Origin of the sequence: Pseudomonas sp. PDM19, from assembly GCF_014852215.1 — a bacterium.
In the GTDB taxonomy this organism is placed as follows: Bacteria; Pseudomonadota; Gammaproteobacteria; order Pseudomonadales; family Pseudomonadaceae; genus Pseudomonas.
Map to the genome: position 1 here is coordinate 858,442 of NZ_JACVBG010000004.1, position 19,886 is coordinate 878,327.

Below are 19,886 nucleotides of genomic sequence, written 5' to 3' on the forward strand. Positions count from 1 at the left end.
CGGACTGTTACGGCGTTACTGCCAGTGCGCCCCACGCCTGGGGCGCAGCATGCATCAGGACAGGCGCTCGAGGCCGCTGAACGGACAGGCGGCGAGCAGCTCGGCCAGGGTGCGCCCGTCGGGGAAACGCAGTTGCGGAGCGAGGTCCGCCAGCGGGTAGAGCACGAAGGCGCGGGCGTGCATGTGGTAGTGCGGTACGGTCAGGCGCGGCTCGTCGATCAGGCGCTCGCCGAACAGCAGGATATCGAGGTCGAGGGTACGCGGTCCCCAGCGCTCGTCCTTGCGTACGCGGCCTTGTTCCAGCTCGATGGTCTGCAGGGCGTCGAGCAGCGCGAGCGGCTCCAGGTCGGTATCCAGGGCGGCCACGGCGTTGACGTAGCGCGGCTGGTCCGGCGGGCCCAGCGGATCGCTGGCGTAGAGCGGGGAGACCACCGCCACCTTGGTGGCGGGGACCTGCGACAGCGCCTTCAGCGCGGCTTCCAGCTGCTGGCGCGGCTCGGCGAGATTGCTGCCGAGCCCGATGTACACGCGCTCGCTCATTCGCTGCTGGCGCCTTCGGTGCGCGGGCCGCGACGACGACGATTGCTGCCGCCACGGCGGCGTTTGCGCGGTGCGGCGGCGCCGCCTTCTTCCTGCTGGCTGGCCAGGTTGCGGATCATGCCGCGGCGTTCGCCGTCGCTGGCTTCCTGGTAGTCGGTCCACCAGTCGCCGAGGCCACCGGTTTCCTCGCCGGCGCTCTCGCGCAGAAGGAGGAAATCGTAGCCGGCGCGGAAGCGCGGGTTCTCCAGGAGCAGGTCGGCCTTCTTGCCCTGGCGGCGCGGCAGGCGCTCCTGCATGTCCCAGATCTCGCGGATCGGGATGGTGAAGCGCTTGGGCACCGCGGTGCGGCGGCACTGCTCGAGGATCAGCTCGTGGGCGGCTTCCTGCATCGCGGGGATCGGCGGCATGCCGCGGTCCTGCAGTTTCAGCACGCGGGCGGGCAGGGCCGGCCAGAGCAGCGCGGCGAACAGGAAGGCCGGAGTGACCGGCTTGCCCATGCGGATGCGCTCGTCGGTGTTGGCCAGGGCCTGGCGCATCAGCTTGCCGGCGTACTCCGGGTCGTCCTTCAGCGCCTTGGCGCTCGCCGGGAACAGCGGGGCGAACAACTCGTACTCGTTGAGCAGTTCGAAGGTGCGTTCGGCCTTGCCGCTGAGGAACAGCTTGAGGATTTCGTCGAACAGGCGCGCCGAAGGAATCTCGTTGAGCAGCGGCGCCAGTCGGCGAATCGGCGCGGCGCTGTGCTTCTCGATCTCGAAGTCCAGCTTGGCAGCGAAGCGCACGGCGCGCAGCATCCGGACCGGGTCTTCGAGGTAGCGCTGCTCCGGGTCGCCGATCAGGCGGATCAGGCGGTTGCGGATGTCGCGCACGCCGTGGGCGTAGTCGAGGATGCGCTCGCCGGTGACGTCGAAGTACAGAGCGTTGATGGTGAAGTCGCGGCGCTGGGCGTCGTCTTCCAGGGTGCCGTAGACGTTGTCACGCAGGATGCGGCCGGCCTCGTTGCGGGAGGCGTGGGCGTTGTTGCTGTCGTCGTCTTCGCTGACCGGATGGTTCGCGCGGAAGGTGGCGACCTCGATGATCTCGCGGCCGAAATGGACATGGACCAGCTTGAAGCGGCGACCGATCACCCGCGCATTGCGGAATTCGGCGCGCACCTGCTCGGGGGTGGCGCTGGTGGCCACGTCGAAGTCCTTGGGCGGAATGCCCAGCAGCGGGTCACGTACGCCACCGCCGACGATGTACGCCTGGTAGCCGGCCTTGGTCAGGCGCTCCACGACGTTCACCGCGTTCCTGCTGAACTGTTCCCGCCGCAGCGAGTGCTGATGATTGCCAACGACTTCCGGAGTAGTGCGGACAGCGCGCGGACGGCGCAGTGGGGATCGGATGGACTGGATCAGCTTTTTCAGCATGTGTGCACTATCGGGAATAGGTGTATGGATGGCATACGCAGGTCTCGGCAAGCCGCCTGATTACGGCGTTTCCTGGAGGATAGCGGGTGTCTGCCGCTGCCTTGAAACAAATGGCAGCAAATCGAATGCCGTCTGCGCCGCGGCGATTCTAGCATCGTGGGGTGGGATGATGAAGAAAACTGAAGAAAGGGACTTGCGGGGAGAGAGCGGGAGGGTGTAGCGAAAGCTACTGGGGGAGCCGAGGCTCCCCCCCAAATAGGTGCGTGCTTTGTTTTTATTATGATTACCGGGCTTGTTGTTTTTGTTTGTAGACCCGACCCTCGAAGCTACCTGCTTCGGGGAACCTTCCACACTTGGAAGGTGTTCAATAGCAAACGGATTGCTTTGGTCGCTGAGTGAGCAATGATCTTTCGATCCAACCAGTTTTGCGTGCTGTCTCAAGACAGTTTTATTCTTCTTGACTGGTTGCGGGACTGGTCCCGACGGCTACCCTTCTCCAAAAGAATCAGTTAGCTGCGCCTCCGCGATCTTGTTTTTGTTGTGCTGGAGTCGTTTCGTCTTGTTCTTATTGTGAGTGGTCGTGCTTGTTATTGTTGTTGTACCAATAACAAAGCAGATGCCGTGCCAACTTTTGCGAATCCTTATTTTTCAAGGGTTTGCGAGGATTCACCCCCGGGCGGCAGGCACAAAAAAGCCGGGTTCCCGTTACCGATGAACCCGGCTTTTGTTACGGAGCTTGTCTCCGGTAACAGTGTGAAACGTCTTACGAGTCAGCCGATGCGCCGGATTTGCGGCGCGGGATACCCAGGCGCTGGCGGCGTTCCCACAGGCATTTGCGGCTGATACCCAGCTTGCGGGCCAGCTCGGTCTCGGTCATGTGGTCCTGGTGCTCGAGGACGAAGTGCTGGAAGTAGTCCTCCAGCGACAGGTCCTCGGTGGGCTCGTGGTTGCTGGCGCTGCCGTTGGTCGGGCGCAGGTCGCCGTCATCGCCGAAGTCGTCTTCCAGATCATCCAGCTCGATGTCGATGCCCAGCAGGTCGGCAGGGATTTCCTGGCTTTCGCTGAGGATCACCGCGCGCTCGATGGCGTTCTCCAGCTCGCGCACGTTACCCGGCCACGGGTAGTGACGAATGGCCTGCTCGGCCTCGTGGGAGAAGGTCAGCGACGGACGCCCCATCTGGGAGCACTGGCGCGCCAGGAAGGAGCGGGCGATCTCCATCACGTCAGGGCCGCGCTCGCGCAGGGGCGGCAGTTTCAGCGAGATGACGTGGAGGCGGTAGTAGAGGTCTTCGCGGAACTGGCCGGTCTTGGCCAGCATCTTCAGGTCGCGGTGGGTGGCGGCGATCAGGCGCACGTCGACCTTCTGCGACTGTACCGAGCCGACGCGGCGGATCTCGCCTTCCTGCAGCACGCGCAGCAGGCGCGCCTGGGCCTCGAGCGGCAGCTCGCCGATCTCGTCGAGGAACAGGGTGCCCCCATCGGCCGCTTCCACCAGGCCCGCACGGCCGGCGCTGGCACCGGTGAACGCACCTTTCTCATGGCCGAACAGTTCGGATTCGATCAGGGTTTCCGGGATCGCGGCGCAGTTCACCGAGATCAGCGGCGCCTTGGTGCGCTTGGACAGGTTGTGCAGCGCGCGGGCGACCAGTTCCTTACCGGTACCCGATTCACCCTGGATCAGCACATTGGAGTCGGTGGGCGCCACCTTGCGGATCTTGGTGTAGAGCTCCTGCATGGGGGCGCAGGAGCCGATGATGCCGATCTCGCCGTCCGCGGGGGCGGTGTTACCGCTGCTACGGTCGGCGGCCTTGGCGTTACCGCGGGCTTCGGCGGGAGCGTTACGGTTCTCCTGGCGATCCTTGAGGATACGCGCCACGGCCTGGAGCATCTCGTCGTGGTCGAATGGTTTGGCGATGTAGTCCACCGCGCCCATCTTCATCGAATCCACTGCCGAGCGCAGGCTGGCATAGCTGGTCATGATCAGCACCGGAGTGCCCTGGGCCAGCTTTATCAGTTCGGTGCCGGGTGCGCCGGGCAGGCGCAGGTCGCTGACGATCATGTCGAACGACGGGATGCTGTAGCGCTCCTGCGCCTCCTGCACCGAGCCAGCTTCGCTGACCTGGTACTGGTTGCGCTCGAGCAATCGTCGCAGGGCGGAACGGATGATGGTTTCGTCTTCGACGATGAGGATATGTGCCATGTATTCAGCTCTCTCGACGTGCTCGTTTACTGCTCGGCCGTCGGGCCAGGATGCCGCGGCAAGGTGACGCTGATGCGGGTTCCGCATTCGCGTTCGGGGTCAGCCGGGCTGTCTATGGTGATTTGCCCATAATGCTCTTCCACGATCGAATAGACCAGAGCGAGCCCCAGGCCGGTCCCTTTACCAGGGTCCTTGGTGGTGAAGAAGGGCTCGAACAGGCGGTCGATGATCGACTTGGGTATTCCGCTGCCTTCGTCCTCGACGATCAGGTCGATGGTCTGCTCGGAAGCTTCGCTGCGCACGCGGATCGCGCCGTTGGGCGGGGAGGCGTCGCGGGCGTTGGACAGCAGGTTGATCAGCACCTGGGCCAGACGCTGGGAGTCGCCTTCCACCCAGTGTTCCGGATCGCACAGGTTGAAGAACTGCACGTCGACGCTGCGCTTATTGAGCGACAGCAGGCCGATGGCTTCCTGGGCGACGTCCGCCAGGCACACCGGCTCGGCCGCGACCTGCTTGCCGCCCGCGTGGGCGAAGCTCATCAGCGATTGCACGATGCGCGAGACGCGCTTGGTCTGTTCGAGGATCTGCCCGCTGATCTCGGTCAGCTCGCCGTCGCCTTCACGCTCTTCGCGCAGGTTCTGCGCCAGGCAGGCGATGCCGGTGATCGGGTTGCCGATCTCGTGGGCCACGCCGGCGGCGAGGCGGCCGATGGAGGCCAGGCGCTCGGAGTGGATCAGCTTGTCTTCCAGCGACTGGGTTTCGGTGAGGTCTTCGACCAGCAGCACCAGGCCACTGTTACCGGGCGCAAGGGGTTCCTCGATCGCCGCCTTGTGCAGGTTCAGCCAGCGGGTCTGGCCCTCGATGGTCAGGCGCTGCTTGTGCAGGTGCTCGTCGGGGGCGTCGATGAAGCCTTCCAGCAGGCCGCGCCACGGATCGGGCAGGGCGGCCAGGCGCGAGCCGACCACGCGCTGCGCGCTGACCCCGGTGAGGTCTTCGATGGCGCGGTTCCACATGAGGATTTCCTGGTCCTTGGCCAGCGAGCACACGCCCATCGGCAGATCCTGCAGGGTCTGGCGGTGGTAGCGGCGCAGGGTGTCGAGTTCGGCGGCCAGGCCAGTTAGCCGGGAGTGGTAGTCCTCCAGGCGGCTCTCGATGAAGTGGATGTCCTCGGTGACGTAGGCTTCGCTGCTGGCCTTGTAGGGCAGGAAGGTCTCCACCATGTCCTGCGCCACGCTCGGGCCCATCAGGCCGGAGAGGTTCGCCTCGATGCGGTCGCGCAGGCGGCGCAGGGCATAGGGGCGGCGTTCGTCGAAGGGCAGGTGCAGGTCGCGCAGGGCCTGTTCCACCTCGCGCTGGGCAGTCTTCGCGCCCAGCGGCTTGGCCAGCTGGCTGGCGAATTCCTGCGGGGAGACGGCGATCAGCTCGCGGCGCTGCGGGCGGCGTACGTTGTCCACGGCGCAGGCTTCGGCGGCGCCTTTCTCTTCATCGCTGGCTTCGGTGAACAGCGAGACCAGGGTGAACACCAGCACGTTGGCGGCCAGCGAAGCGAGCGCTGCGAGGTGCCAGGTGGTGTCGTCGAGTACATAGAGCGAGTTGAACAGCGGCAGATAGATGCTCTGCATGTTCGCCACCAGCGGGGTGAGCATGGTCGCGCCCCACACCAGCATGCCCGCCACGAGACCTGCGATGAAGCCGCGGCGGTTGGCGGTCGGCCAGTAGAGCACGGCCAGCGCGCCGGGGAGGAACTGCAGGGTGGCGACGAAGGAGACAATGCCCAGGTTGGACAGGTCCTGCTCCGCGCCCAGCAGCAGGTAGAAGGCATAGCCGGCCATGATGATCGCGGCGATCAGCGCGCGGCGGGTCCATTTCAGCCAGCGGTAGATGTTGCCTTCGGCCGGCGGCTGGTAGAGCGGCAGCACCAGGTGGTTGAGCACCATGCCCGAGAGCGCCAGGGTCATCACGATGATCAGGCCGCTGGCGGCGGAGATGCCGCCGACGAACGCGGTCAGCGCCAGGGCCGGGCTGTCCACCGAGATGCCCAGGCCGAGGGTGAAGTATTCCGGGTTGGTCGAGGCGCCCAGGTGCAGGCCGGCCCAGAGGATCGGTGGTACTGCGAGGCTCATCGGCAGCAGGAACAACGGCAGGCCCCAGCTGGCGCTCAGCAGTGAGCGCGGGTTGAGGTTCTCGGTGAAGGTCATGTGGAACATGTGCGGCATCACGATGGCCGCGGCGAAGAACACCAGCAGCAGCGTGCGCCACGGCCCTTCGGCCAGCGGCGTGTGCAGGGTGCTCAGGGCTTCCTGGTTCTGCAGCAGCCACACTTCCAGGCCGTCCGGCCCGCCGAACACGCCATAGAGGGCGAACAGGCCGATGGAGCAGAGCGCCACCAGCTTCACCAGCGACTCGAAGGCGATGGCCATCACCAGCCCTTCATGACGCTCGCGGGTCGCAATGTGGCGCGCGCCGAAGAGGATGGCGAACAGCGTGATCAGCGCGCAGAACGCCAGCGCCGCGCGGTTGGGTTCGGATTCGCGGGTGAGGATGCTGATCGAGTCGGTCACCGCCTGGATCTGCAAGGCCAGCATCGGCAGCACGCCGATCAGCATGAACAGTGTGGTCAGCGCGCCGGCCCAGGTGCTACGGAAGCGGAAGGCGAACAGGTCGGCCAGCGACGACAGCTGGTAGGCCCGGGTGATCCGCAGGATCGGGTAGAGCAGCACCGGCGCGAGCAGGAAGGCGCCGGAGACGCCCAGGTAGATCGCCAGGAAGCCGTAGCCGTACTGGTAGGCCAGCCCGACCGTGCCATAGAAGGCCCAGGCGCTGGCGTACACGCCCAGCGACAGGGTGTAGATCAGCGGATGGCGCACCAGCCGGCGCGGAATGAAGCCGCGCTCGGTGATCCAGGCGACACCGAAGAGGACCATCAGGTAGGAGGCGCTGATCAGGATCAGCTGGGTGAGGCTAAAGCTCGTCAGCATCGCGCTGGCTCTGCAGGATGAAGGTGACGACGATCAGGATCAGCCACAGCAGATACGGGCGGTACCAGGCGCCGTGGGGATCGATCCACCAGTCCATGATGGCCGGTGAGAACAGGTAGATGCCCACGACCAGGAGCAACACCAGTCGGTAGATGTACATGTCGTCTCTCTCTTGGTTCGGCGGGCAGGCTACCTGTGCGCACAGTCGCCGGCAAGCCGGCCGCCGGTGGGGACGGGTACAAGTCTAGAGCCGCGCATCTTCCAGCGTCAGGCTGTGGGGGATCGCATCGGCATCCCAGTGCGCGATGCCCCAGGCGAGCACCTCGTGGGGCGTGGCCTGCAGCAGCTCAGTGGGCGGCTTCTGTCCCAGTGCCTTCAAGGCGCGCACCAGCAGCGGGGCGGCCTGGTCGGCTTCCAGTGGTGGCGATCGGTAGGACTTGCCGAGCTTGTGGCCGTCGGGCTGGATGATCAGCGGCACATGCAGGTAGCGCGGGGCGGCGATGCCCAGCAGTTCCTGCAGGTAGAGCTGGCGCGGGGTGTTGTCCAGCAGGTCGGCGCCGCGAACGATGTCGGTAATACCCTGCCAGGCATCGTCCAGCACTACCGCCAGTTGATAGGCGAACAGCCCGTCGCGGCGGCGGATGACAAAGTCGCCTACTTCGCGGCCCAGGTGCTGGTGGAATTCGCCCTGCAGCCGATCGGTGAAGCGGTAGTCCAGCTCCGGCACGCGGATGCGGATGGCGACGTCGCCGTGCCAGTCATGCTGGGCGTCGCGGCAGGTGCCGGGATAGATGCCGTGGCTGCCTTCGAGCTGCTTGCGCGAACAGGTGCAGGCGTAGGCCAGGCCGCTGCGCAGCCATTGCTCGACCTGGGCTGCATAGGCGTTGCCGCGCTCGCTCTGGCGCTCGACCGGGCCGTCCCACTCGAAGCCATAGCGCTCGAGGGTCTCCAGGATGGCGGTCTGGGCGCCGGGCATTTCGCGCGGTGGGTCGAGGTCCTCCATGCGCACCAGCCACTTTCCCCCCACGGCGCGCGCGTCCAGGTAGGAGGCCACTGCCGCCACCAGCGAACCGAAGTGCAGGTAGCCGCTGGGCGTGGGGGCAAAGCGTCCGACGTAGCGGGAGGCGGGCATGGGAACTCTCTGCTGCTGGAAGACCATCTATAAAACGCAGAAACGAAACGGGGCGCCGCAGCGCCCCGTCCGGGATCAACCAGGCTCAGGAGCCCAGCTGCTTTTCCTTGATTTCCGCCAGGGTCTTGCAGTCGATGCAAAGGGTGGCGGTGGGGCGGGCTTCCAGACGGCGAATGCCGATCTCGACGCCGCAGGAGTCGCACCAGCCGTAATCGTTGTCTTCGATCAGCTGCAGGGTCTCGTCGATCTTCTTGATCAGCTTGCGCTCGCGGTCGCGGGCGCGCAGCTCGAGGCTGAACTCTTCTTCCTGGCTGGCACGGTCGGCCGGGTCGGGGAAGTTGGCCGCTTCGTCCTGCATGTGGTGCACGGTGCGGTCCACTTCTTCCATCAGCTCAACTTTCCACTTGTTGAGGATGGAGGTGAAGTGCGCGCGCATGCGATCACTCATGTACTCCTCGCCCTTGGTTTCCTGGTAGGGCTCGAAGCCACGAATCAGTTGGCTGCTCTGTTGCTTTGCTTTGGTGGGCATGGATGACCGCCTCTCACTCTCGCTAATCCTCTCGCGGATGGTCCCTCTCCGGCACCGCCGGCCCCGCGCTCGCAGCGGGCGAACTTACCAGAACGATAACCGCGATGCTACTCCCGGTTATCGAGCCTGCCAGTGCCCGCACATGACCTGATCGCCAGGTCGGCGACCCACCGGTCATCGCCAGTGGGTTTTTCTGCAAACCTGAGCAGAATCGTCGGCGTTCGCCAGACGAAGCCTGCAAGTTCCCGGAAGCCGCACATCACAGGCGCGGCCGCCCAGAATTCATCAGTGGCCTGTTAGAATCCCGGCTCTGTCGCAAAGTTCGGAATATTCCATGGCCACCACCTTCAGTGCGCGCAGCCGCGCCATCGAACCCTTTCACGTCATGGCGCTGCTGGCGCGGGCCAACGAGCTGCAGGCCGCGGGTCACGACGTCATCCACCTGGAAATCGGCGAGCCGGACTTCACCACCGCCGCGCCCATCGTCGAGGCCGGGCAGAAGGCCCTGGCAAATGGTCACACGCGCTATACCGCCGCACGTGGCCTGCCGGCCCTGCGCGAAGCCATCGCCGGCTTCTACGCCCAGCGCTACGGGCTGTCGATCGACCCGCAACGCATTCTCGTCACGCCTGGCGGCTCCGGTGCCCTGCTGCTCGCCAGCAGCCTGCTGGTGGATCCGGGCAAGCACTGGCTGCTGGCCGATCCGGGCTACCCGTGCAACCGCCACTTCCTGCGCCTGGTGGAAGGCGCCGCGCAACTGGTGCCGGTGGGGCCGGAGAGCCGTTACCAGCTCACCCCGGAACTCATCGAACGGCACTGGGATCAGGACAGTGTAGGCGCTCTGGCCGCATCGCCGGCGAATCCTACCGGCACCCTGTTGCACAAGGACGAACTCGTCGCGCTGTCTGGCGCCCTGAAGGCGCGCGGCGGGCATCTGGTGGTGGACGAGATCTACCACGGCCTGACGTACGGCCTGGATGCGCCCAGCGTCCTGGAAGTGGATGACGACGCCTTCGTCCTCAACAGTTTCTCCAAATATTTCGGCATGACCGGCTGGCGCCTGGGTTGGCTGGTGGCGCCGCCCGAAGCGGTCGGCGAACTGGAGAAGCTCGCGCAGAACCTCTACATCAGTGCGCCGAGCATGGCTCAGCACGCGGCGTTGGCCTGTTTCGAGCCAGCGACCCTGGCGATCCTCGAAGAGCGCCGCGAAGAATTCCGCCGCCGCCGCGACTACCTGTTGCCGGCGCTGCGCGAACTGGGCTTCGGTATCGCCGTGGAGCCGGAGGGTGCCTTTTATCTGTATGCAGATATCAGCGCCTTCGGTGGCGACGCCTACGCCTTCTGCCAGCACTTCATCGAGACCGAACACGTGGCCTTCACGCCCGGCATCGACTTCGGGCGTTACCAGGCTTCGCACCACGTGCGTTTCGCCTACACCCAGAGCGTCGAACGCTTGCAGCAGGCGGTGGAGCGCATCGCGCGCGGCTTGAAGACCTGGCGTCCCTGATGCGCTTCGAACCGGCGCTGGAACAGGCGCACCTGATCAAACGCTACAAGCGCTTCCTGGCGGACATCGAGACCGCCAGTGGTGAGCGGCTCACCATCCACTGCCCGAACACCGGTTCGATGCTCAACTGCATGAGCGAAGGTTGCCGTCTCTGGTTCAGCCGCTCCGATGACCCCAAGCGCAAGCTGCCGGGGACCTGGGAGCTGGTGGAAACCCCGCAGGGCCGGTTGGCCTGCGTGAACACCGGGCGGGCCAACCGTCTGGTGGAAGAGGCGCTGCTGGCCGGTACGGTGACGGAGCTGGCCGGCTTCGACGAACTGCGCCGCGAGGTGGCCTACGGGCAGGAGAACAGCCGCGCGGACTTTCGCCTGATGTACGCCGGCAAGCCGGTGTACGTGGAAGTGAAGAGCGTAACCCTGGGCTTCGACGACACCACGGTCGCCGCCTTCCCCGATGCCGTTACCCAGCGTGGTGCCAAGCACCTGCGCGAGCTGGCGGTGCTGGCGCGCGAGGGTATGCGTGCGGTGCTGCTGTACGCGGTGAACCTGTCGGGTATCGAGGCGGTTCGCCCGGCGGTGGAAATCGACCCGGGCTACGCCGCGGCGCTGGCGGAGGCGCGCAACGCCGGCGTGGAGGTGCTGGCGTATGGGGCGCAGATTGATACGCAGGAGATTCGGCTCGAGCGGCCGTTGCAGGTGTTGTTGTAGGAGCGCCCCATGGGCGCGATCGCCGGCCTGGCCCGCTCCTACATTTCCAGCCAGATGCCCTGCTCATCCTCCCGGCAGGGCAGCGCCTCCAGCACCTCCCCCAGGCATGGTCCCTGGATGCACTCGCCGGTTTCGATGAGGAACAGCGCGCCATGGTGGCCGCACTGCAGCAGGCGGCCACTGGCATCGAGGTACCGCTCGGCGTCGTAGCCCAGCGGGATTTCCCGGTGCGGGCAGCTGTTGCGGTAGGCGTAGACGCGGCCCTGGCGGCGTACGGCAAAGAGGTTCAGGCCAGCGGCCTTGAAGCCCCGGCTCTGGCCTTCGGCCAGGTCATGCGGGGCGCAGAGCAGGATCATCCGGGGCTTCCATCCAGGTACGGCATCACGAGGCGGGCATTATCCGCGCCCGCAGGGCGATACCGGAAGAGGGTGCACTTCCGTGTGCTGAAGAAGGGCTGAGCTGGCGCCTTGCCAGCGAAAGCGGCGCCGACCTTAAGCCTCTCTGATATTTAATGCAAATAATTATCAAATAGATTTCCTAATTTTCCTGTGGCAAGGTTCGTCCATGCTGCCGCGCCGCGGCAGGCCACCTTTCGAACGAGGAATTCTGCGATGACGACCCTGACTGCGCCGGCCTCTGAGCTGTACCGCGCCTGGCAAGCCCTGCGCGCCGAGAAACCGCGCCTGCGCGCCCGCGATGCCGCGCAACACCTGGCCGTGAGCGAAGCCGAGCTGACTGCCAGTCGCCTGGGTGTGGACGCCGTGCGCCTGCGCAGCGATTGGGCCGAGCTGCTGCCGGCGCTGGGGGAGCTGGGCCAGATCATGGCGCTGACCCGCAACGAGCATTGCGTGCATGAGCGCAAGGGGCCGTACCGTGACGTCACCGTCTCCGCCAATGGCCTGATGGGCCTGGTGGTGTCTCCGGACATCGACCTGCGCCTGTTCCTCGGCGGCTGGGCCAGCGCCTTCGCCATCAGCGAGGAGACCGCCCACGGCACCCAGCGCAGCATCCAGGTATTCGACCGCCAGGGCACCGCCGTGCACAAGGTCTTCCTCACCGAGCAGAGCGACCTCGCGGCCTGGGACCCGCTGGTGCGCAGCTTCACCGCCGCCGAGCAGAGCGCAGCGCTTGACCTGGCTCCGCTGGAGCCCAAGGCCGCGCCGCTGGCCGACGGCGAAATCGATGTCGCCGCCCTGCGCGAAGGCTGGTCGGCATTGAAGGACACCCACCACTTCTTCGCCCTGCTGAAGAAGCACAAGGTCCAGCGCACCCAGGCGCTGCGCCTTGCCGGCCGCGAGTGGGCCGAGCCGCTGGCCACCGCCGAACTGCCGCGCCTGCTGGAAGCGGCCGGGGCCAACCAGTTGCCGATCATGATCTTCGTCGGCAACGCCCACTGCATCCAGATTCACACCGGCACCGTGCAGAATCTCAAGTGGATGGACGACTGGTTCAACGTCCTCGACCCGCTGTTCAACCTGCACCTGAAGACCCCGGGCGTGGTTGAACTGTGGCGCGTGCGCAAGCCCAGCAGCGATGGCGTGGTCACCAGCTGGGAAGCCTTCGATGCCCATGGCGAGTTGGTGCTGCAGGTGTTCGGTGCGCGCAAGCCCGGCGTTCCGGAACTGCAGAGCTGGCGCGAACTCGCCGAATCCTTCCCGGCACTCTGAGGGACGACACATGAAGATTTCCATGACTGCACGCGCGCTGTTCGCCGGGCTTTGCCTGACTGCCACCAGCGCGTTGGCCGACGCGTTGCCGCAGCGCTGGGTGAGCGCCGGTGGGTCGCTGAGCGAATGGGTCGTCGCCCTGGGCGGCGAGGCCAAGCTGGTGGGCGTCGACACCACCAGCCTGCACCCCGCATCGCTCCACGCGCTGCCGAAGATCGGCTATCAGCGGCAGCTCGCCGCCGAAGGCATCCTCGCGCTGAAGCCGGACATCCTGCTGGGCAGCGAAGAGATGGGCCCGCCGCCGGTACTGCAGCAACTGCGTGCCGCTGGTGTGCGGATCGAGACGCTCTCGGCCAAGGCTGACGAGAAGAACGTGCGCGACACCATTCAGCGTCTGGGCGAACTGCTTGGTGCGCCGGACAAGGCCAGGCATGCCGTGGCGGACTTCGATGCGCGTCTCGCCGCGCAGAACGCGTGGGTAAAGAAAGCCCAGTCCGCGCAAGCCGCGCCCGGTGTCGTCCTGCTGGTCGGGCACGCTGGCGGCAACCTGCTGGTGGCCGGGCAGGACACTTCCGGCGACTGGCTGATCCAGCACGCCGGTGGCCGCAACCTGGCGACCCATACCGGCTACAAGACGCTGTCGACCGAAGCCCTCACTGCGCTGAATCCGCAGGTGGTGGTGCTCAGCGATCGCTCCCTGGATGGCGACAAGGCCCGCGCCGCACTGACCCAGCAGAACCCCGGACTCGCCGCGACCAGCGCGCTGCGTGAAGGTCGTGTTCTGGTGCTCGATCAGACCCTGCTGGTGGGCGGTCTCGGCCCGCGCATCCCGGACGGGCTGGCTAGCCTCTCCCAGGCCTTTTATCCTTCCGCGCAGGCCCTGAACACGGAAAGTCGTCCTTGACCCGGATCGTTACCGCTCGACCGCTGTTCCTGCTCCTCGGTTTTCTCCTGTTGCTGGTCGTCTGGCTCTCACTGGCTCTCGGGCCGGTGAGCCTGCCGCTGGGCGATACCCTGCGCGCGCTGGCGCACATGGTCGGGCTGCCGGTGTCCGCCGATGGCCTCGGCCAGGCCGAACTGATCGTCGGGCAGATTCGCCTGCCGCGGACCTTGCTGGGCATTGCGACCGGCGGCGTGCTGGCGCTGGCCGGCGTGGCCATGCAGGGGCTGTTCCGCAACCCGCTGGCCGATCCCGGCCTGATCGGTGTTTCCAGCGGTGCTGCGCTGGGGGCGGCCATTGCCATCGTTTTTGGTGCGTCCATCGGTGGGTTGCCCGAGGCCTTCGGTCCTTATCTACTGTCCGCCTGCGCTTTTGCCGGCGGCCTGTCGGTGACGGCGTTGGTCTACCGGCTGGGGCGCCATAACGGCCAGACGAGTGTGGCGACCATGCTGCTCGCCGGCATCGCGCTGACCGCGCTGGCGGGCGCGCTGATCGGCCTGTTCACCTACCTCGCCGATGACGCCACGCTGCGCACCCTGACGTTCTGGAACCTCGGCAGCCTCAACGGCGCGAGCTATCCGCGCCTGTGGCCGCTGCTGCTGATCACCCTGCTGGTGGCCTGCTGGCTGCCGCGCCGGGTGAATGCCTTGAATGCGCTGCTGCTGGGCGAATCCGAAGCGCGTCACCTGGGCTTCAATGTGGAGCGGCTGAAACTCGAACTGATCCTCTGCACCGCGCTGGGCGTCGGCGCGGCTGTGGCTGCCGCCGGGATGATCGGTTTCATCGGCCTGGTGGTGCCGCACCTGCTGCGCCTGATCGTCGGCCCGGATCACCGCGTGCTGCTGCCCGCCTCAATGTTCGGCGGTGCGATCCTGCTTCTGCTCGCCGACCTGATCGCGCGGCTGGCGCTGGCGCCGGCGGAACTGCCGATCGGCATCGTTACCGCGCTGATCGGTGCGCCGTTCTTCCTTTATCTGCTGATCCGGGGGCGTTCCTGATGCTGTGCGCAGACAAGCTGCTGGTGAAGCGCGGCGCCCTGACCGTTCTGCAGGAGGTGAGCGTGGCGCTGCAGCCGGGCGAAGTGCTCGGCGTTCTCGGCCCCAACGGTGCGGGCAAGAGCACCCTGCTTGGCGCCATGAACGGGGAACTGCCGCTGGCCGGTGGATCAGTGAGTCTCGACGGCCGCCCGCTGGACTCCTGGCAAGGTACCGAGCGCGCACGCCGGTTGGCGGTGCTGCCGCAATCGTCTTCGCTGAACTTCGCATTCCCCGTCGAGGCGGTGGTTGGCTTCGGACGCTTGCCCCACGACAGTGGCCGGCAGCGCGACGAGGAGATCATCCGCGAAGCCATGGCCGCTGCCGATGCCTCGCACCTGGCCGGGCGCAGCTACCTGGCGCTCTCCGGCGGCGAGCGCCAGCGGGTGCACCTTGCCCGAGTGCTGGCGCAGTTGTGGCCGGGCGGGGCGGAACAGGTGCTGCTGCTGGATGAGCCGACCTCGGCGCTCGACCCACTGCACCAGCACACCACGCTGCAAGCCGTGCGCGATTTCGCCGGGCGCGGTGCGGCGGTGCTGGTGATCCTGCACGACCTGAATCTCGCGGCGCGTTACTGTGATCGCCTGTTGTTGCTGCACGAGGCGCGCGCGCATCTGCTCGGCCCCCCTCGCGAAGTGCTGCAGGCCGAGCCGCTGCGCACTGTCTTCGGCCTCGATGTGCTGGTGCGGGAGCACCCGGAACGCGGTCATCCGCTGATCATCGCGCGCTGAAGGGAGTCGCCATGAAGAAAGTCCTGCTCGTTCCGCTGCTGGCGATGCTCACCGCCTGCCAGGCTCAGGTGAGCGTGCCGCCGCTGCCGGTCTGGCAGAGCCCGGAAGGGCGCGACAGCACCGAACTGGGGGTAATCCGCGATCTGCGTAGCGGTGAAGAGCTGTCGCCAGCGCAACTGCTCGACCGACTGGCTGCTGCACCGCGGGTGATAGTCGGCGAGCAGCACGACAACCCCGATCACCATGCACTCGAGCTCTGGCTGGCGCGCGCTCTGGCCGAGCGCCGCCCGACTGGCAGCGTGCTGCTGGAGATGCTCAACTCCGATCAGCAGAGCGCCGTGAGCGCTGCCCAGTCCTCGGCAGCGAGGGGCGATACGCCGGAAGACCTGATCGGTGCGCTGCGCTGGCAACCGGGCTGGGACTGGTCACAGTATGGCCCGCTGGTGACCTGGCTGGTGAAACAGCCGGCGCCGCTGCTGGCGGCCAACCTGGATCGCAGCGAGATCATGGCCATCTACCGGAACAAGCCCGAATTGCAGGGTTCAGCCTCCACGGCGACCTCGGTGCGCGATGCGCTGCTGCAGGACATCCGCGAGTCCCACTGTGGCCTGCTGCCGGACAGTCAGCTGCCGGCGATGCTGGCGGTGCAGCAGCAACGCGATCGGCGCCTGGCCGAACGTTTCAAGGCGGCGCCCGAACCTTCCCTGCTGATTGCCGGTGGTTTCCATGCGCGCCGTGATCTGGGCGTTCCGCTGCACCTGCAGGACCTGGACGCCGCTCAAGGGTTGGAGGTGGTGATGCTGGCGGAAGTTGGCAGGGTGGTGGAGCCGGCTCAGGCGGACTTCGCCTGGTACACACCGGCACAGCCGCCGACGGATTACTGCGCGCAGATGCGCGGCAATATGTGAAGGGGCCGAAAAGGCCCTTTTTCATGAGTGGATGAAGGATGGTCGTGGCAGAAATCGCGGGCAAAAAAAGACCCGGCAAAGTGCCGGGTCCAAACCGTGATTAGCCTGATGAGGAGATAATCTGAAGAGTCCGACTGCGTGGTCTCTCGAGCTTATCCAACTGGCCTCGCAGCCAGTGGTTGTAATAATAACCATTATCATTTGAGAGTCAACACCTTTTCTTCGACCGATCCGAAGTTTTTCTGGTGGACGTGAATGCGCCGCGCGAAGGAAAAAATCGAGGCAAAAAAAAGACCCGGCAAAGTGCCGGGTCGAAACCGTGATTAGCCTGATGAGGAGATAATCTGAAGAGTCCGACTGCGTGGTCTCTTGAGGTTATCGATCTGGCCTCGCGACCAGATGACTCAATAATAATCATTATCATTTGAGAGTCAACCTCTTTTCTGCAGATTTTTTCTCGCCCGCGAAATTCCGCCGGCGCAACGAAAAAGCCCGGCGCTGGGCCGGGCTTTCTCAGGTGGAAGCGGATCAGTCGGCCTGGCGTTGCAGACGCAGCTGGGTGACTTCCTTGTTCAGCAGGTCAATGCGCCGCGCCATGCCTTCGATGAGGCTGTGGGCGATGCGCGGGTTGCTCTGCATCAGGCTGAGGAACTGGTCCTTGGGGATCACCATCACGGTGCACGGCTCGCTGGCGATCACCGAGGCGCTGCGTTTCTCGCGGGTGAACACGGCCATGGCGCCGAAGATCTCGTCTTTCTGCACATCACCGACCTTTTGCCCGTCGACGAAGGCTTCGGCGTGGCCCTCGATGATGATGAACACGTGCTCGGCGTCGTCACCCTGCTGGATCAGCTGGGCGCCGGCGGCGAAGTGCTGGAAGCCGGTGGCTGGGCGAATCTCCGGCTGCTTGAGGTGCGCCAGGGCATCCGACAGCAGCGCGGTATGGCCGATCAGGTAGTGCAGGAACTGCTCCTGACGCTGCTCGTGGCTGTGGATATGGCGGAACACTTCGCTGCGCGAATAGGGAATCAGGCACAGCGGCTCTTCGCTGACATAGCGGCAGGGTGGCAGCTCGATGCCCTGGCGCAGGCCGACCAGGTCGCCTTCCTGCAGGTAGAACAGCGGGCGTTCATCCACCAGGGCATGGACCAGGCCGTTCTCGATGAGGAACAGATGCTTGCCGGGCAGCTCGCCTTCCAGATCGTCGGAGCGCTCCAGGCGAATGGCTTCGCCTGCGGGCTCAAGGCCGGCGAGCAATTGCGCCGGAATGCCCTGCAGCCGATTGATCAGTCGATCGGCATAGGCGGGTTGTTCACCGAGTAGGTACATGGCCGTAATTCCTTGATATGGCGACGGTCGAGGGCGCACGAAGGGCCCTGAAACCATAAGCGGACAGGTACCTTGCGTAAACATTTTCACACAGAGCTTGTGAGCTAGCTCTTGTTACGTGTGGGAAATGTCTCAAGCTCGCCAAGAAGAGCAGCCTTGTGTGCGGGTGGCAGGTCATTCCAGTGCACATCCAGCAGGGCGCCCTCGATGGCATAGAGCAGCACTTTCGAGGCGCGGAAGCCCCTTGCGCGCACGGCCCGATAGGCGCCGACCGCCCCCAGACGGCGCAGGTCGCTGGCGCTGTGAATGCCCACGGCATGCAGCCATTGGGCGGAGGTCTTGCCTAGGTTCTTCAGGTGCAGCAGTTCGTCGTTCATCGTCTGTCCTTGCGATGGGCGCGATGGGTGTCAGGTCTTGAAGGGGCCGAGAACTGCTCGTAGCGGCCGGACACTCAGAAGGAAGTGTAGCGGTGACTGGGAAAAACGTGGCTTTGTGACATCGCCATGAATGCGGGGCAGGGCGTTGTCGTCGTCGAAGGCTGGTCGTGCGGCGTCGCCGCTAGCCGGAGAACGCCACTCGGGGCGTTCTCCGGCCGACAGGCGGTGGATCAGAGGCCGGGCAGGCGCTGGCGGATGCTGGCGACCAGGGCGTCGAGGCTGGCGGCTTCCGGGGTGTTGACGCGCTTGCTGTGCTGCTGCTCCTCGGCGCTGAGGTCGTCGCGGCTGGCCAGTTGCGCCTGGACGACTTCCAGGGTGGCGTCGGACGGATCGTTGCCGTCGTTCTGGCGCTGGGCCAACCAGCCGGCGATCACGGCCTCCGGTGCGTGACAGTCGAGGATCAGGAAGGGCACGCCGGTTTCCTCGGCGATTTCCCACGCGGCGGCGCGCTGCTCGCGCTTGAGGAAGGTGGCGTCCAGCACGACCGGGTAGCCGGCGCGGAGAATGTCCACGGCCAGTTCGTTGAGGCGCTGGTAGGTCGCGGCGGTGGAGTCGGCGTCATAGATGCCGCTCTTGAGCTGGCCCTGCTGATCGGTCTTCTGTTCACCGAACAGGCGCTTGCGCTCCACGTCCGAGCGCAGGCGAACGGCGCCCAGCGCTTCCACCAGGCGCAGGGCAACCTGGCTCTTGCCGACCGCGGAAACGCCGACGGTGACGGCCAGGAAACGCGAGGGGATGGCGCTGTAGCTTTCCGCCAGGTTGGCGTAGTTGCGGTACTGGCGCAGGGTCGCGGCCTTCTGCACGGCGTCGGTCTGGTGCGCCAGGCTGAACAGCGCGATCTTGGCGCGGACCAGGGCGCGGTAGGCCTTGTAGAAGTTCAGCAGGGCCAGGGACTGGTAGTCGCCGGTGTATTCCAGGTACTGGCTGACGAAGCGCCGCGACAGGCATTTCAGGCCACGGTCTTCCAGGTCCATGGCGAGGAAGGCGTAGTCGGCAGTGACGTCGGTGAAACGGAACGGCTCGTTGAACTCGATGCAGTCGAACAGTACGGCCTTGCCGTCGATGATCGCGGCGTTACCCAGGTGAATGTCGCCATGGCATTCGCGGATGAAACCGTTCGCCTTGCGCTGCTCGAACACGCTGTGCAGGCGTTCGAAGCTGGATTCTGCCCAGGCTTCCAGGGCGTCGAGCTGTTGCAGGTCGACCTTGTCGGAGAGCATCGGGCGAATCTGCTCGAAGTTCTGCCGCACGGGCGCCATGCAGGCTTCCGGGGTACCCAGCGGGTGCTCGGTAGGCACGATGGGGGTGCGCAGGTGGAAGTCGGCGATCTGCCTTGCCAGGCCGTCGATGTGCTCGGCGCCCAGTTCGCCGCGGGCCTGCACTTCGCTGAGCAGTTGGGTTTGCGGGAATTCGCGGCACTGGAGCATGTACTCGATGGCCGGGCCTTCACCGTTCAGCTGCGGTGCGGTCTCGCTGCCGGTGATGGCAATCACGTCGAGGTACAGGCCTTCGGTCAGGCGCTGGTTCAGGCGCAGCTCCTCCTCGCAGAAGTGCTTGCGCTGGGCGAGGTCGGTGAAGTCGAGGAAACCGAAGTTCACCGGCTTCTTGATCTTGTAGACATAGGAGCCAGTGAGCAGCACCCAGGAAATGTGGGTTTCGATGACCCGGAACCCGTCGACCGGATGAGGGAAGAGGGTGGGGTTCTGCAGGGCTGCGAGTAAGGTCTGGCTCACGTGATGTCCTTTCCGGTCGAATATCTGAAGGCAGGCATTATGGCGGCTGGGTCGGTAGCTGCAAACTCTGCGGCCGACCGGCAACCAAATGGCCATCGTGGGGTCATA

At 65.6% G+C, this 19,886-nt stretch carries 18 protein-coding genes; 7 read left to right on the top strand and 11 right to left on the bottom strand.

Annotated elements, in window-relative coordinates; translation table 11 throughout:
• Nucleotides 1-54: 54 nt before the first annotated feature.
• From folK to dksA, 7 genes are all read right to left on the bottom strand, one after another.
• Nucleotides 55-540 (bottom strand): 2-amino-4-hydroxy-6-hydroxymethyldihydropteridine diphosphokinase, encoded by a 486-nt coding sequence (folK, locus tag IB273_RS26230; protein ID WP_081520720.1) that lies wholly within the window; start codon nucleotides 538-540, stop codon nucleotides 55-57.
• Entirely contained in the window at nucleotides 537-1,946 is a 1,410-nt protein-coding gene (locus tag IB273_RS26235) for a polynucleotide adenylyltransferase PcnB (protein ID WP_081520721.1), read from the bottom strand. Before IB273_RS26235 ends, folK begins: the two co-directional genes overlap by 4 nt.
• Nucleotides 1,947-2,709: 763 nt before the next feature.
• A complete protein-coding gene (locus tag IB273_RS26240; protein WP_081520722.1) occupies nucleotides 2,710-4,146 on the bottom strand; it encodes a sigma-54-dependent transcriptional regulator in 1,437 nt (478 codons plus the stop codon).
• A gap of 26 nt (nucleotides 4,147-4,172) precedes the next feature.
• Nucleotides 4,173-7,124, bottom strand: coding sequence for a sensor histidine kinase (locus IB273_RS26245; protein ID WP_192225380.1), 2,952 nt, complete (start codon nucleotides 7,122-7,124; stop codon nucleotides 4,173-4,175).
• The gene (locus tag IB273_RS26250; protein ID WP_015478907.1) at nucleotides 7,108-7,284 is read right to left on the bottom strand and encodes a hypothetical protein; all 177 of its coding nucleotides are present in this window, start codon (nucleotides 7,282-7,284) and stop codon (nucleotides 7,108-7,110) included. Before IB273_RS26250 ends, IB273_RS26245 begins: the two co-directional genes overlap by 17 nt.
• An 84-nt stretch (nucleotides 7,285-7,368) precedes the next feature.
• Nucleotides 7,369-8,256, bottom strand: a complete 888-nt coding sequence (gene gluQRS, locus IB273_RS26255) for a tRNA glutamyl-Q(34) synthetase GluQRS (protein WP_192225381.1) — start codon at nucleotides 8,254-8,256, stop codon at nucleotides 7,369-7,371.
• Between the two features lie 85 nt (nucleotides 8,257-8,341).
• On the bottom strand, nucleotides 8,342-8,785 hold the full coding sequence (gene dksA, locus IB273_RS26260; RefSeq protein WP_015478905.1) for an RNA polymerase-binding protein DksA: 444 nt from the start codon (nucleotides 8,783-8,785) through the stop codon (nucleotides 8,342-8,344).
• Nucleotides 8,786-9,119: 334 nt separating this feature from the next.
• Between dksA and IB273_RS26265 the strand changes: the two genes are divergently transcribed.
• Nucleotides 9,120-10,292 carry a pyridoxal phosphate-dependent aminotransferase gene (locus tag IB273_RS26265; protein ID WP_081520725.1) on the top strand — a complete coding sequence of 391 codons (1,173 nt, stop codon included), beginning with the start codon at nucleotides 9,120-9,122 and terminating at the stop codon, nucleotides 10,290-10,292.
• On the top strand, nucleotides 10,292-10,999 hold the full coding sequence (sfsA, locus tag IB273_RS26270; RefSeq protein WP_192225382.1) for a DNA/RNA nuclease SfsA: 708 nt from the start codon (nucleotides 10,292-10,294) through the stop codon (nucleotides 10,997-10,999). The genes IB273_RS26265 and sfsA overlap by 1 nt, the downstream gene beginning before the upstream one ends.
• Nucleotides 11,000-11,037: 38 nt before the next feature.
• Here the strand turns inward: sfsA and IB273_RS26275 are convergent, their stop codons facing one another.
• Entirely contained in the window at nucleotides 11,038-11,355 is a 318-nt protein-coding gene (locus IB273_RS26275) for a Rieske (2Fe-2S) protein (RefSeq protein ID WP_081520727.1), read from the bottom strand.
• Between the two features lie 255 nt (nucleotides 11,356-11,610).
• Here IB273_RS26275 and IB273_RS26280 point away from each other — a divergent pair, with 255 nt between their 5' ends.
• From IB273_RS26280 to IB273_RS26300, 5 genes are read left to right on the top strand one after another with little or no spacing between them, the layout of a single operon-like run.
• On the top strand, nucleotides 11,611-12,666 hold the full coding sequence (locus tag IB273_RS26280) for a hemin-degrading factor (RefSeq protein WP_192225383.1): 1,056 nt from the start codon (nucleotides 11,611-11,613) through the stop codon (nucleotides 12,664-12,666).
• A gap of 10 nt (nucleotides 12,667-12,676) precedes the next feature.
• Nucleotides 12,677-13,570, top strand: coding sequence for a heme/hemin ABC transporter substrate-binding protein (locus IB273_RS26285; protein ID WP_192225384.1), 894 nt, complete (start codon nucleotides 12,677-12,679; stop codon nucleotides 13,568-13,570).
• A gap of 50 nt (nucleotides 13,571-13,620) precedes the next feature.
• Nucleotides 13,621-14,604 carry a FecCD family ABC transporter permease gene (locus tag IB273_RS26290; RefSeq protein ID WP_192225406.1) on the top strand — a complete coding sequence of 328 codons (984 nt, stop codon included), beginning with the start codon at nucleotides 13,621-13,623 and terminating at the stop codon, nucleotides 14,602-14,604.
• Nucleotides 14,604-15,371, top strand: coding sequence for a heme ABC transporter ATP-binding protein (locus IB273_RS26295; protein WP_192225385.1), 768 nt, complete (start codon nucleotides 14,604-14,606; stop codon nucleotides 15,369-15,371). Before IB273_RS26290 ends, IB273_RS26295 begins: the two co-directional genes overlap by 1 nt.
• 11 nt (nucleotides 15,372-15,382) lie before the next feature.
• A complete protein-coding gene (locus IB273_RS26300; RefSeq protein WP_192225386.1) occupies nucleotides 15,383-16,279 on the top strand; it encodes a ChaN family lipoprotein in 897 nt (298 codons plus the stop codon).
• 528 nt (nucleotides 16,280-16,807) lie between these two features.
• Here IB273_RS26300 and IB273_RS26305 read toward each other — a convergent pair.
• From IB273_RS26305 to IB273_RS26315, 3 genes are all read right to left on the bottom strand, one after another.
• Nucleotides 16,808-17,608 (bottom strand): cyclic nucleotide-binding domain-containing protein, encoded by an 801-nt coding sequence (locus IB273_RS26305; RefSeq protein WP_045216845.1) that lies wholly within the window; start codon nucleotides 17,606-17,608, stop codon nucleotides 16,808-16,810.
• 104 nt (nucleotides 17,609-17,712) lie between these two features.
• A complete protein-coding gene (locus IB273_RS26310) occupies nucleotides 17,713-17,985 on the bottom strand; it encodes a TfoX/Sxy family protein (RefSeq protein ID WP_138214260.1) in 273 nt (90 codons plus the stop codon).
• A 230-nt stretch (nucleotides 17,986-18,215) separates the two neighbouring features.
• On the bottom strand, nucleotides 18,216-19,778 hold the full coding sequence (locus tag IB273_RS26315) for an AAA family ATPase (RefSeq protein WP_192225387.1): 1,563 nt from the start codon (nucleotides 19,776-19,778) through the stop codon (nucleotides 18,216-18,218).
• Nucleotides 19,779-19,886: the final 108 nt, after the last annotated feature.

Excerpts from the sequence above, each read along its gene's own strand:
- IB273_RS26310 (WP_138214260.1), bottom strand. The coding sequence starts at position 17,985 with ATGAACGACGAACTGCTGCACCTGAAGAACCTAGGCAAGACCTCCGCC.
- folK (WP_081520720.1), bottom strand. The coding sequence starts at position 540 with ATGAGCGAGCGCGTGTACATCGGGCTCGGCAGCAATCTCGCCGAGCCG.
- IB273_RS26295 (WP_192225385.1), top strand. The coding sequence starts at position 14,604 with ATGCTGTGCGCAGACAAGCTGCTGGTGAAGCGCGGCGCCCTGACCGTT.
- sfsA (WP_192225382.1), top strand. The coding sequence starts at position 10,292 with ATGCGCTTCGAACCGGCGCTGGAACAGGCGCACCTGATCAAACGCTAC.
- IB273_RS26300 (WP_192225386.1), top strand. The coding sequence starts at position 15,383 with ATGAAGAAAGTCCTGCTCGTTCCGCTGCTGGCGATGCTCACCGCCTGC.
- IB273_RS26305 (WP_045216845.1), bottom strand. The coding sequence starts at position 17,608 with ATGTACCTACTCGGTGAACAACCCGCCTATGCCGATCGACTGATCAAT.
- gluQRS (WP_192225381.1), bottom strand. The coding sequence starts at position 8,256 with ATGCCCGCCTCCCGCTACGTCGGACGCTTTGCCCCCACGCCCAGCGGC.
- IB273_RS26275 (WP_081520727.1), bottom strand. The coding sequence starts at position 11,355 with ATGATCCTGCTCTGCGCCCCGCATGACCTGGCCGAAGGCCAGAGCCGG.
- IB273_RS26265 (WP_081520725.1), top strand. The coding sequence starts at position 9,120 with ATGGCCACCACCTTCAGTGCGCGCAGCCGCGCCATCGAACCCTTTCAC.
- dksA (WP_015478905.1), bottom strand. The coding sequence starts at position 8,785 with ATGCCCACCAAAGCAAAGCAACAGAGCAGCCAACTGATTCGTGGCTTC.
- IB273_RS26250 (WP_015478907.1), bottom strand. The coding sequence starts at position 7,284 with ATGTACATCTACCGACTGGTGTTGCTCCTGGTCGTGGGCATCTACCTG.
- IB273_RS26235 (WP_081520721.1), bottom strand. The coding sequence starts at position 1,946 with ATGCTGAAAAAGCTGATCCAGTCCATCCGATCCCCACTGCGCCGTCCG.
- IB273_RS26245 (WP_192225380.1), bottom strand. The coding sequence starts at position 7,124 with ATGCTGACGAGCTTTAGCCTCACCCAGCTGATCCTGATCAGCGCCTCC.
- IB273_RS26240 (WP_081520722.1), bottom strand. The coding sequence starts at position 4,146 with ATGGCACATATCCTCATCGTCGAAGACGAAACCATCATCCGTTCCGCC.
- IB273_RS26285 (WP_192225384.1), top strand. The coding sequence starts at position 12,677 with ATGAAGATTTCCATGACTGCACGCGCGCTGTTCGCCGGGCTTTGCCTG.
- IB273_RS26280 (WP_192225383.1), top strand. The coding sequence starts at position 11,611 with ATGACGACCCTGACTGCGCCGGCCTCTGAGCTGTACCGCGCCTGGCAA.